The sequence below is a fragment of the Mycolicibacterium vinylchloridicum genome, assembly GCF_013404075.1.
In the GTDB taxonomy this organism is placed as follows: Bacteria; Actinomycetota; Actinomycetes; order Mycobacteriales; family Mycobacteriaceae; genus Mycobacterium; species Mycobacterium vinylchloridicum.
In genome coordinates, this window is record NZ_JACBJQ010000007.1 from 22,064 (window position 1) to 34,273 (window position 12,210).

At 67.0% G+C, this 12,210-nt stretch carries 11 protein-coding genes; 5 read left to right on the forward strand and 6 right to left on the reverse strand.

What is annotated here, in order from left to right; translation table 11 throughout:
- Window position 1 precedes the first annotated feature (1 nt).
- From HPC46_RS08205 to HPC46_RS35940, 5 genes are all read right to left on the reverse strand, one after another.
- Complete coding sequence (locus tag HPC46_RS08205; RefSeq protein WP_179468632.1) at window positions 2–1,291, reverse strand: ArsB/NhaD family transporter; 1,290 nt, start codon at window positions 1,289–1,291, stop codon at window positions 2–4.
- Window positions 1,292–1,314: 23 nt separating this feature from the next.
- Window positions 1,315–1,761 (reverse strand): CBS domain-containing protein, encoded by a 447-nt coding sequence (locus HPC46_RS08210; RefSeq protein ID WP_179468634.1) that lies wholly within the window; start codon window positions 1,759–1,761, stop codon window positions 1,315–1,317.
- Window positions 1,762–1,791: 30 nt separating this feature from the next.
- Entirely contained in the window at window positions 1,792–3,024 is a 1,233-nt protein-coding gene (locus tag HPC46_RS08215) for a cation:proton antiporter (RefSeq protein WP_179468636.1), read from the reverse strand.
- A 409-nt stretch (window positions 3,025–3,433) separates the two neighbouring features.
- On the reverse strand, window positions 3,434–3,631 hold the full coding sequence (locus tag HPC46_RS08220) for a hypothetical protein (RefSeq protein ID WP_179468638.1): 198 nt from the start codon (window positions 3,629–3,631) through the stop codon (window positions 3,434–3,436).
- 10 nt (window positions 3,632–3,641) lie between these two features.
- Complete coding sequence (locus HPC46_RS35940) at window positions 3,642–3,923, reverse strand: DUF6307 family protein (protein ID WP_179468588.1); 282 nt, start codon at window positions 3,921–3,923, stop codon at window positions 3,642–3,644.
- A 70-nt stretch (window positions 3,924–3,993) separates the two neighbouring features.
- Here HPC46_RS35940 and HPC46_RS08230 point away from each other — a divergent pair, with 70 nt between their 5' ends.
- From HPC46_RS08230 to HPC46_RS08245, 4 genes are all read left to right on the forward strand, one after another.
- Window positions 3,994–5,214, forward strand: a complete 1,221-nt coding sequence (locus HPC46_RS08230) for a N(5)-(carboxyethyl)ornithine synthase (protein WP_179468894.1) — start codon at window positions 3,994–3,996, stop codon at window positions 5,212–5,214.
- A gap of 44 nt (window positions 5,215–5,258) precedes the next feature.
- Window positions 5,259–5,801, forward strand: coding sequence for a GNAT family N-acetyltransferase (locus HPC46_RS08235; RefSeq protein ID WP_179468641.1), 543 nt, complete (start codon window positions 5,259–5,261; stop codon window positions 5,799–5,801).
- A gap of 93 nt (window positions 5,802–5,894) precedes the next feature.
- Window positions 5,895–10,028: a SpoIIE family protein phosphatase gene (locus HPC46_RS08240; protein ID WP_179468643.1), complete on the forward strand. Its 4,134-nt coding sequence runs from the start codon at window positions 5,895–5,897 to the stop codon at window positions 10,026–10,028.
- Window positions 10,025–10,339, forward strand: coding sequence for an STAS domain-containing protein (locus HPC46_RS08245; RefSeq protein WP_179468645.1), 315 nt, complete (start codon window positions 10,025–10,027; stop codon window positions 10,337–10,339). Before HPC46_RS08240 ends, HPC46_RS08245 begins: the two co-directional genes overlap by 4 nt.
- Before the next feature lies 1 nt (window position 10,340).
- Here HPC46_RS08245 and zapE read toward each other — a convergent pair whose 3' ends face one another.
- Complete coding sequence (zapE, locus tag HPC46_RS08250; protein WP_179468647.1) at window positions 10,341–11,357, reverse strand: cell division protein ZapE; 1,017 nt, start codon at window positions 11,355–11,357, stop codon at window positions 10,341–10,343.
- Between the two features lie 35 nt (window positions 11,358–11,392).
- Between zapE and HPC46_RS08255 the strand changes: the two genes are divergently transcribed.
- Window positions 11,393–12,178 (forward strand): pyrimidine reductase family protein, encoded by a 786-nt coding sequence (locus HPC46_RS08255; RefSeq protein ID WP_179468649.1) that lies wholly within the window; start codon window positions 11,393–11,395, stop codon window positions 12,176–12,178.
- Window positions 12,179–12,210: the final 32 nt, after the last annotated feature.

The window sequence follows — 12,210 nt, forward strand, 5'->3', positions numbered from 1 at the left end:
CTCAGCCGAACACGAAATAGCGCAGCCATACATACGGGACGGCAACACCGATCGTCAGCGCTGTGACGACCGCGCCCTTGCGGGTGAACTCCCAGAAACTGATCGGATAACCCTCCCTGGCCGCGATGCCGAGCATGACGACATTGGCGCTGGCGCCGACCGCGGTCAGGTTGCCGCCGAAATCGGCGCCGACGGCCAGTGACCACCACAGTGCTTCGCCGTGAACCGGATTGGCCACTGTCGCGGCGAGGTCGGCAACCACCGGGCTCATCGTCGCGACGTAGGGAATGTTGTCGATAACACCCGACAGCAGCGCCGACACCACCAAGATCGCCATCGCCGCCAACAAGGGATTACCGCCGGTGGCCTCCCCGGCCATCCGGGCCACCACGGCGATCACCCCGGTCTTCACCAGCGCGCCGACCAGGATGAACAAGCCTGCGAAGAACAGCAGAGTCTCCCACTCCACACTGCCCAGGTAGTGCATCCGCTCGACCCCGGAGATGACGATCAGTACACCGGCGCCCAGCAGTGCCACCACCGACGGCTCGATGTGGATCACGGAGTGGCCGATGAACGCGGCGAAGACCGCACCCAGGACCACCCCGCATTTGACGAGTAAGCGCACGTCCCGGATGGCCTCGCGCTCGTTGAGCGACATCACCTCGGCAACCCGTTCCGGCTCGACGGAGAACGAGCCGCGGAACAACAGCGGCAGCGACACCAGGAACACCGTCAGCGCGATCACCACCAGCGGCGCGAGGTGCACGAGGAAGTCGTTGAACGACAAGCCCGCCCGGCTGGCGATGATGATGTTCGGCGGGTCGCCGATCAGGGTGGCCGTGCCGCCGATGTTGGAGGCGAACACCTCCGCGAGCAGGAACGGCACCGGATTGATGGCCAGCCGTTCGCAGACCAGAAGGGTCACCGGTGCGATGAGCAGCACCGTGGTCACATTGTCCAGCAGGGCCGAGGCGCCGGCCGTGATCAGCGCCAGCAGGATCATCACCCGCAACGGAGAACCCTTGGCCCGCTTGGCCGCCCAGATCGCGGTGTACTCGAACACACCTGTCTGGCGCAGCACGCCGACGATCACCATCATGCCGAGCAGCAGAAAGATGACATCCCAGTCGATCCCGGTCTCGCGGGAGTAGAAGACGTCGTCGGAGCCGACGATGCCGACGGCCACCACCACAGCGGCACCCCCGAGGGCCGCCTTGACCTTGTTGATCTTCTCGGTCGCGATCAGCAGATAGGCCGCGACGAACACGGCGAGAGCGAGAGCGGCCATCGGTTACCTCGCGCTTCCCGACGTCAGTGAGCCTGCAACGCCACTTCCAGCAACCGCGATGCGGTGATGACGCCGACAAGCTGCTTGCCGGCCACCACCGCGACAAGCGGGGAATGATCGCGCGCCATGATCGCGGCGACCTCGACGATCGTGTCGTCGCCGTGGACGGTCGGCATGTGCGGCGCCGACTTGGGCAGCACCTGCTCGACCGACTTGCCGCCCAGCTTGTCGGCGATCCGGTCGGCCGCCTGCTCGCCGAGCACACCGGCCAGCGACGGATCGTCCTGGATGTAGGCCGGCACCAGCAACCGCACCACCTGCGAGGCCGGAAGTATCGTCAGCGGCCTGCCCTGCGGATCGGTCACCACCAACCCGGGGAGCCGCTGCTCGGCCATCAACCGCACCGCGTCCAGCGCCGCCGAATCCGACGAGACGACGGGGAACTGCTCGGCAATCTGCTCTGCGCGCACCCCCAAACCGTACGTCGCGCCGGGTGCCCATCATGCATTCTCCGGCGATGCGCGTTTGGGTGCGCCTGGCTCGTCAGGCTCTGGGCGGCCGGCGGGCAGATTGTCGGGCGGCTCGACTCGTAGCATCCGGGCCACCGGGACATCGGTGGACGAATGCAGTGCAATGGACAACGCGATGGTCACCGCGACGAGATCGAAGACCAGCTGGTTGTCGGGAATGCCCGACTGCAACACCAGCAAGCCATAGACCACTGACGCGAATCCCTTGGGCCCGAACCACGCCGCCGTCAACCGCTCCCGCCGCGGCATCCCGCTGCGCAGCAACGACACCAACAGCGACACCGGTCTGACGACGACGATCGCGAGCACGGCCAGCAGCCAGCCTTGCCAGCCGAGGTGAGACAACCGTTCGGGGGTGATCAACGCGCCGAAGACCAGCAACGCGGCGAATTTGGTGAGCTCGGCCAGTAGGTCGCCGAAGGGCTCGAATCGTTCGGCCACGACCGGGTCGAGAGTCGCCAGGGTCGAGCCCGCCGCAAACGCGGCCAGGTAGGGGTTGGCATGAGTCAGGTGGCAACCGGCGTAGACGACCACCGCGATCGCCACCGGGCCGAGCGGCTGCAATCGCGGCTCGGCGGTGAGGATCTTGCTGCGCCAGGCCAGCGCCACCAACGCCGCGACACCGAAACCGAGCACCAGCCCCAGCAGGAGCTCCTCGATGATCTGCGTCCAGTGCGAGCTCTCGTGTTTGGCCGTGGCAAGAAAGATCAGCACGAACGGCAAGGCGAGGCCATCGTTGAGGCCCGATTCGACGTTGAGCAGCCGACGCAGCCGCAGCGGGATGTCCGAGCGGCCGACCAGCGCGGCGGCGAACACCGGATCGGTCGGGGACAGAATCGCGCCGAGCAGAAACGAGGTGGGCCAGTCCAGCCCGGCCAGATAATGCGCCGGGACCGCGATGCCGACCATGGTCAGCGGCATGCCAAGGCCGAGGGCACGACCCGACAACTGCCAATTCTCGCGCAGCGCACGCATATTGGCGCGCTGACCGTCGGTGAACAACACAGTGAACAGCGCAATGTCCGCCAGTGCGGCCACCATGGCATGACCAGGCTCGAGGTCAACGAGGTCGAAACCACCCGGACCGATCAACGCCCCGGCCACCAGGAACATCAACGCGGTGGACAGCACCGTCCTGGCCGCCACCCCGGACAGCGACACACTCAGCAGCAGCACCAGACCGAATGCCAGGACCAAGGCCACGCCGGAATCTCCACATTCATGCTCGAGTCGACGCCCGACGACGCGACTGCCGACCAGACTTCCCGGCGCACCTCGGTGTAAAGATGCCGTAAAGACGGGCATCAGGCAACCGAACAGGTACCACGTCGACCCGGCGGCAAACAATTCGCCGGGGACAAGCCGGTTGGCGCTGCGCCATCGCCCCTACGGAGGCGAGGCGGGCACAAGTGTTGCCCTGGCCCCGGTGGCAGACGCCCCGATCGGGCGCATCGACGACACGCCGCGGGTGCCGTCGAACGGCGTCAGCGCCGACGTGACCAGCACCCCGTGGCGCCCTGGAATTCGCGCAGGAATCGACCGTCGGCAGCCAGTGCCCTGGGAAAGTATGTGACCCGTTCGGCCCCAACGCCTTTCGAAGCGAGCGCGTTGATCAACCCCAGAGTCGCGGTTTCTTCCAAGCTTTCTCGTTGCCGGCCACGTCGGTCCACTGCCCTGCCTCGTAGCGGTGCGGCTTTCGCTCACCCCGCCGCACGACGTCCAGCGAGCCGTCGTTGTGTTTGACATACGAGTCACCGAAGCGCATGTATTCGTCGCAATCGCCGTCCGGCAGCGTCACAGTCACACTCATGATCGCAACCTCAGCGAATCGTCTCGGGGATCGAATTGAGCGCATGCAGGACTTGCACCGCCAATTCGCCCGCAGCCTTGTCGCCAAGTTTGGAGTTGGTCTTGATGATCTCCGTAACCAGATCAAGACGAAGCAGGTAGGGCGTACGGACCGTTGTTGGCGAAGCCATGGTTTCCTTCTTTGACGGGCATGTCCGCTCGCAATCGAGCTGCCCGGTAGTGCTGACAGTACGCCCATTCACGCCATCGAGGTTGACTATGGCCAGCCCGCTATGAATCGCCTTGGTTTTCAATATCTCTCACTGCAGAGCGTAGAGTTGATGTATCGGCGCCACCACGGCCCGTAATTGAGGGCCCAAAAACATTAATGCGCAACCGCTTTCGCTGGGCATTCTCGCCCGCTCCCGCAAGGAGAACGAGCGACGACTGCCGATCCATCCGGCGCACCTGAGCAGGATCGACCCCGGGCTCCGATCGCGGATATTCCTCGAGCACGGCTACGGCTCGCACTTCGGCGCCACCGACGACGCGCTGCGCGACCTGGTCGGAGGAATCGGTACCCGCGCGCAACTTCTTGCCGACTGCGACGTCATTCTGTTGCCCAAGGTGCAGGCCCAGGATCTCGCGGAAGTCAATGAGCGACAAGTCGTTCTGGGCTGGCCGCACTGCGTACAGGATGTGGCGCTCACCCAGGCCGCCATTGACCGGCGGCTGACGTTGATCGCCTTCGAGGCGATGAATCACTGGCGGGCAGACGGCGGGTTCGGGCTGCATGTCTTTCACAAGAACAACGAGCTCGCGGGCTACTGCTCGGTGCTGCACGCTATGCAACTGATGGGGATCACCGGCAGCTACGGCCGTCGGCTGCGGGCCGCGGTGATCGGCTTCGGCGCGACCGCCCGCGGCGCCGTGACCGCGCTGAACGCTCACGGTGTCGACGATGTACGGGTCCTGACCAACCGTGACGTCGCCGCGGTCGGCTCGCCGATCCCGTCCACCCAGATCATCCAGATGGGGCCCGATCCGGGCCGACCCGACCGGGTCTGGGCCGACGCAGGAGACGGTCCGATCCCGGTCGCCCGTTATCTGGCGGGCAACGACATCGTGGTCAACTGCGTCTTGCAGGATCCTGACGCACCGCTGATCTTCGTCACCGAGGAAGAGCTGGACGCGTTCGCTCCCGCCAGCCTTATCGTCGACGTTTCCTGCGACGTGGACATGGGGTTCGGGTGGGCGCGTCCCACCTCATTCGCCGATCCGATCATCGAGGTGGCCGCTGGCGTGCACTATTACGCCGTCGACCACAGCCCTTCCTATTTGTGGAACTCGGCGACCTGGGAGATCAGCGAAGCGTTGTTGCCGCACCTCGAGGCCCTGCTGGCCGGTCCTGCAGCGTGGAGGTCGAGCCCGACGATCTCACGGGCCGTCGAGATCTGCGACGGGACGGTGCTCAACCCGAAGATCCTGTCGTTTCAACATCGCGACGCGACCTATCCACATGCGGTTCGCACCGACCAGTTGGCCACGAGCAAGTCAAAGTCGTTGGGCGGGTTAGCTGTGAACCGGCCACTATCCTCCACGTAGCCGCGGCGAGATCGCCACGTGCAACACTCGCGGAGGATGAAACTGTGACCTCAGGAGCCCGGCTGGCCATCGGCGACGCCGCAGCCACCGACCTCGACGAGCTCGCCGACGTCGCCGCCGCCACCTTCCCGCTGGCCTGCCCGCCCACCTCGCCGCCTGGCGAGATCGCGGCCTTCATCGCCGCCAACCTGTCCCGCCGGCGCTTCGCCGACTACCTGGCCGACCCGTCGCGCACGGTGCTCGCCGCCCGCGACGGCGGCCGACTGGTCGGCTACGCCATGCTCATCGACGGCCTCGGGCAGGATGCCGACGTCGCCCGGGCCGTGACGATGCAGCCCGCGGTCGAGCTGTCCAAGATCTACGTGCTAGCCGACAGCCACGGGTCGGGTGCCTCCGCGGCGCTGATGGCCGCCGCCGTCGACCGCGCCACAACCGCCGGAGCCCGCTGCCTCTGGCTGGGAGTGAACCAGAAAAACGAACGGGCGCAACGGTTCTACGCCAAGCACGGCTTCACCATCGCAGGCGCCAAAACGTTCCCGATGGGCACCCACACCGAGCACGACTATGTGCTGGTGCGCCCCCTCTGAAGTCGACAAACGCCCCTGGTTTAGCAATGTGGTCGTAGTGTGAACCCCGTTGGCCTGATCGCCCCACGCCGGATCTAGCCGAAAGGACGCTTGGTGGACGTTGGCTCGGTTTCCGGCCCCGACGATCACGTCGGCCGCGATCTGTCGAAGGTGGACTGGGCGGCGACCCCGCTCGGCGTGTCCTCCGAGTGGCCCCAGAGCCTGCGGACCGCGGTCAGCATCGTGCTGTCGTCGCGCTTCTCCATGTGGATGGCCTGGGGACCCGAGCTGACGTTCTTCTGCAACGACGCCTACCGGCGCGACACGCTGGGCCGCAAGTATCCCTGGGCGCTGGGCCAGCCGCTTCGCAAGGTGTGGGCCGAAATCTGGGACGACGTCGGACCTCGTATCAGCAGGGTGTTGACCAGCGGCGAATCGACGTGGGATGAGGCGCTGCTGCTGTTCCTCGAGCGGTCGGGATATCCCGAGGAGACCTATCACACCTTCTCCTACAGTCCGCTGCGCGACGAGCCGGGCCACGTCGTGGGGGTGCTGTGCGTGGTGAGCGAGGACACCAACCGGGTGATCAGTGAGCGGCGGATGTCCACCCTGCGCCATCTCGGCTCCGACCCGTCTGTGGTGCGTACCGAGACCGAGATACTGGCCTTCGCGGGCCGTCAACTCGAACGCAACCCGCGTGACCTGCCGTTCACCCTGACCTACCTATTCGATGACGACGGTAACGCGCGGCTGGCCGGAGCCAGCGGAATGCCCGCCGGCCATCCGGCCGCACCGCCGACGCTGCCGGCGGGCGGCAACTGGGTCTGGCCGGTCGGCGAACCCGCCCGGGGCCAATCGGTGCTCGTCGACCTCGACGGGCCGCCGTTCGACGACCTGCCGACCGGCCCCTGGCAGGATCCGCCGCGCCACGCGCTCGTCACACCTCTTCTCGCACAGGGCGGAACGCCGTCAGGATTCCTGGTCGCCGCGCTCAACCGCTACCGCCCCCTCGACGACGACTACCGCGGCTTCATCAACCTGGTGGCCGGGCACATCGCGGCCGGGATCTCCAGCGCCCGCAGCTACCACGAGCAGCAGCGCCGCGCTGACGAACTCGCCGAGCTGGACCGCGCCAAGACGACGTTCTTCTCCAACATCAGCCACGAGTTCCGCACACCGATCACCCTGATCCTGGGGCCGGTAGCCGAACTGCGCGCACACTCGTCCGGCCTCGACGAGCACGCGCATCAAGAACTCGACGTGATTCAGCGCAACGGGTTACGCCTGGCCAAGCTCGTGAACACGCTGCTCGACTTCTCCCGGATCGAAGCCAACCGGGTGCAAGCCCACTACGAGCCGGTCGATCTTGCCGAAGTGACCGCGGAATTGGCCAGCGTGTTCCGCTCGGCCATCGACCGCGCGGGACTGCGGATGGTCGTCGACTGCCGATCCGTTGAGGATCCGGTCTACCTGGACCGCGACATGTGGGAAAAGGTCATCCTCAACCTGCTGTCGAACGCGTTGAAGTACACCTTCGCCGGAACGATCACCGTGCGGGTGGTCCGCGAGGGGGACGAAGCGGTGGTGACGGTCGCCGATACCGGCATCGGCGTACCCGCCGCCGAGATGCCCCGGCTGTTCGAGCGATTCCACCGGATCGACAGCGCCCGCGCCCGCTCCACCGAGGGCAGCGGTATCGGGCTTGCCTTGGTCAAGGAGCTTGTCGGTTTACACGGCGGTGAGATCACCGCCGACAGCGTCGAAGGCGCGGGCACCACGTTCTCGATCCGCTTGCCGATGGGACCGGGTCACCTGCCCGCCGACGCGATCGTCGAGCCGGGAACGGGCCGGACGTCCTCCGGTATCGCCGAGCCCTACGTGCAGGAAGCCTTGCGCTGGCTGCCCGACGACGATGCCCCCGAGCTACCCGAGATGCCGGACCCGCCGGCGGCGGCCATCGCACCCAGCCATGTGCTGGTCGCCGACGACAACGCCGATATGCGCGAATACCTGGTCCGGCTGCTGCGCGGTGCCGGCTATCGAGTCGATGCGGTGGCCGACGGGCACCAGGCCCTGGACCGGATCCGGGCCGAGCTGCCCGACCTGGTGGTCAGTGACGTGATGATGCCCCGGCTGGACGGGTTGTCTCTGGTCACCGCACTGCGATCCGACCCACGCACCCTCGGCGTACCGGTCCTGCTGCTGTCGGCGCGAGCCGGGCAGGAAGCCTCGGTCGAAGGACTGAACGCCGGTGCCGACGACTATCTGGTGAAGCCGTTCGCCGCGGCCGACCTGCTGGCGCGGGTCCGGGCGAATATCGAGCTGGCCCGGCTTCGCACCCATCACACCCGCTGGCGCACGGCACTGGTGGAGTCTCTGCAGGAAGCGTTCTTCGTCTGCGACGAAGTCGGCGCGGTCATCGAGATCAACAACGCGTTCACCGACATCCTGGGCTTCGGTCCCGAAGATCTGCCGTATGCCCCGGAGCATCCGTGGTGGCCGGATGCCGAGACCCAGCCCGAGGCACACCGGCTGATCGTGGAGGCGTTCGCCGGTATCCCCGAGAAACCCCTTGGCAGCTACACGATTCCGGTGAATCATCGCGACGGCCACCGGGTGTGGATCACGGCGAACATCGCCCATGCTGAGGACCCCGACACCGGGCGCGACGTGATGGTCGGGACGTTTCGCGACGTCACCACCGAGCATTACAGCGGGCAACGCCAGATTGCGCTGGCTGCACTGAATCAGCAACTCGCGCAAGCAGATACCGTTGACGATGCGCTGCGTGGTGCGATCGAGCAGCTGCGCAGGCAATGGTCGGCCGAGCGTGTACTGGCCGCGATCTTCCCCGCCCGCAACGCCGCGGACACGTCGGAAATCGAACCCCCGGACCTCTTCGGCGACAACGACGTTGACTTGTGGCCGACGCTCGAGGCGGCGGTCCGTGATCGGATCGCCGCGCTGGGCAACGCCAGGGATCTGCTGGCCGTCGACACCGGCTTGAGCGGTTCGGCGGGCATCGCGCTACAGCATCCACGGGGCATCCTGGTGATCTGGATCGTCCTGCCCGCCGAACGGCCCTTCACCGCCGAAGACCAGACCTTACTGGCCGTGCTGGCAGGCCGTCTCGGCCAGGGCTTGCAGCGCGTCCACCAAGTGGACCAGCAGCGGGAAACTGCTCTGGCACTGCAGCATTCGATTCTCGGTCCGGCGTCCCTGCCCGCCGGTTTCGCGGTGCGCTACCAACCGGCGTCGCATCCGCTTCAAGTAGGCGGCGACTGGTATGACGTGATCGCCCTCGACGACGGACGCATCGCCCTGGTGGTGGGTGACTGCGTCGGCCACGACCTGGCCGCGGCCACGGTGATGGGCCAGCTGCGCAGCGCCTGCCGGGCGCTACTACTCGAAAACTCCAGTCCGGCAGCTGCATTGGCGGGCCTCGACCGGTTCGCTGCCCGGCTTCCCGGCGCGCAGTCCACCACCGCGCTGTGCGCGGTGCTGAATCCCGACACCGGTGACCTCGCCTATTCCAGCGCCGGACATCCCCCGGCGATCCTGGTCTGCGCCGACGGCACCACCCGCCTGCTCGAAGGCGGGCATTCGATCGCGTTGGGCATCCGGCCGGACCGGGTTCGGCCCGAGGCCCAGCTGACCATCCCGTCGCAGTCGACCCTGCTGCTCTATACCGACGGCCTGGTGGAACGCAGGCGCCGCTCGCTCGATGACGGAATCAACCAGGCAGTCAACCTCATTCGCGATGACAGTGCCCTAGACCTCGACCCACTGGCCGATCGGATCATGCACAGCCTGGCACCGCCGGGCGGATACCAGGACGATGTGGCCTTGTTGCTCTACCGGCATCCGGCTCCGCTGAACGTCGTCATCCCGGCCGACGCCATCCATCTGGCCCCGGCGCGCGCCGCGCTGCGCGAGTGGCTCAACTCGGCCGGTATCGACCATGACCAGGCGCAGGATGTCCTGGTCGCCGCCGGCGAGGCCGTCACCAACTCCATCGAACACGGTTATCGCCACATCGACGGCGGCACCATCACCCTGCAGGCCATCTCGGAGGTCGACCAGCTGCGCCTGACGATCACCGACACCGGCGAGTGGAAACCCAAGGACACCGGGTACAGCCACCGCGGCAAGGGCATTCAGATCATGCAGGCGCTGATGGAGGACGTGTCGATACTGCGTGACACCACCGGCACCATCGTGCATCTGGCGACCAGGATCCGCCGATGAGCACCCCGTTGACAGTGCGCATCGACCGGGCGGCCGACGGCCGACTCGTGCTGTTCGCCGCCGGGGAGATCGATGCCAGCAACGTGGCCGACTTCGCCGAGGCCCTCGACGCCGGCACCAACGGTGACTCCGACACCCTGACCGTCGACCTCAGCGAGGTCGAGTACCTGGACAGCGCGGCAATCAATGCCCTTGCGCCCCATGCGGAAACGCTGCAGATCATCGCAAACCCGGTGCTACTGCGTGTGCTCACGGTCAGCGGCCTGGCCGAGCTCGCGAAGATCCGGCCCGCGCCCTCATCGGACGCGTGACCTACAGTCCCCCGGGACTGGTCAGCGCCAGCAGCCGAGACGTCGCCCGCAGGTACTTCTTGCGATAGCCGCCGGCCAGCATCTCCTCGGAGAAGATGGTGTCCAGCTTGGCGCCCGAGGCGACCACCGGAATTCCCGCGTCATACAGGCGGTCGGTCAACGCAACCAGCCGAAGCGCAACGTTCTGGTCATCGATCGCATGCACGCCGGTGATGTATACGCGCTCCACGCCCTCGATGAGGGTGAGGTAGCGCGACGGGTGCATCGTCGCCAGATGCGCGCACAACGCGTCGAAGTCGTCGAGGGTGGCCCCGGGCACCTCGGCCGCCCGCGCGGCCACCGCATCGTCGGACAGCGGCTCGGGAGCCGGCGGTAGTCCGCGATGACGGTAGTCCGGGCCTTCGATTCGGACGGTGGTGAAAATGCTTGCCAGAGTGTTGATTTCACGCAGAAAATCCTGGGCCGCGAAGCGCCCCTCGCCCAGCTGCTCAGGAAGTGTGTTCGAGGTCGCCGCGATCGACACCCCGCGCTCGACGAGCGCCGACAGCAGCCGTGAGATCAGTGTGGTGTTACCCGGATCGTCGAGCTCGAACTCGTCGATGCACAGCACCACATAGTCGGCGAGCAACTCGATGCACTCGACGAAGCCGAAAACACCGGCCAGCTGGGTCAGCTCCCCGAACGTCGCGAACGCCCTGGGGTGTTCGGCCGACGCGGGCAACTCCCGGTACGACGACGCCAGCAGATGCGTCTTGCCGACGCCGAACCCGCCGTCGAGATAGATCCCCACCCCGGGCAGGGTCTCCCGCTTGCCGAACAGCTTCTTCTTACCGGCACGGCGCCGCACTGCCTCTTCGCAGAACGCCCGGCAAGCGTTGACGGCGGCGGCCTGAGTCGGCTCGGCGGGATCCGGACGATAGGTGTCGAAGCGGACGTCGGCGAACGTGGGCGGCGGGATCAGCTGAGCCACCAACCGCTCCGGGGAGACCGTCGGATGACGATCGACGAGGCGGTCCATGACACGAACCCTATCGGCGTGTTGCAATCGACGGCATGGCCGACCCGAGCCCGACCGACCCGGATGGGACGCATTTCACACTGGTGGGCGGCGACGCACCGGTGGACGACGACCGGCTCGCCGAGCTCTACGCCTACCCCGCCGATCTGACGCGCTGTCTGGTCCGCGGCAACATGATCACGAGTCTCGACGGCGGCGCTGCCACCGACGGCACCTCCGGCGGACTCGGCGCCGCGGGCGACCGGCTGATCTTCCGGACACTGCGTGAGCTCGCCGACGTCATCGTCGTCGGAGCAGGCACCGCGCACGCCGAGAACTACTCCGGCGCGCAGATGTCGGTCGCGCAACGCGGAAGTCGGCAACGGCGCGGCCAGAGCGAGGTCCCACCGATCGCGCTGGTCACCCGATCCGGGCGGATCGATCACGACTGGCCGGTGCTGACCCGCACCGAGGTGGCACCGTTGGTCCTGACGTGTGACGACGCCGCCGCCGAGGCGAGCGCCCGACTGGCCGGCGCGGCCGATGTGATCGCCTGCTCGGCGGCCGATCCCGCCGAGGTCGACCCGGGCGCGATGCTGGCCGCGCTCGCCGGCCGGGGGCTGCGCCGGGTGCTGTGCGAGGGTGGCCCCACCCTGATGGGCACGTTCGTCGAGCACGGCCTGCTCGACGAGCTCTGTCTGACCACCGCCCCGAAGCTTGTCGGGGGCTCCGCACCGCGGATCGTCGCCGGCGGCGGTCACGTGCTGGCGGACATGCGCCGCGAGCACCTGATCTCCGACGCCGAGGGCTATCTATACGGGCGCTATACGCGCGTCGGCTGACCGTTTCCGCCTGGCGGTGTCGCTACTGTGGT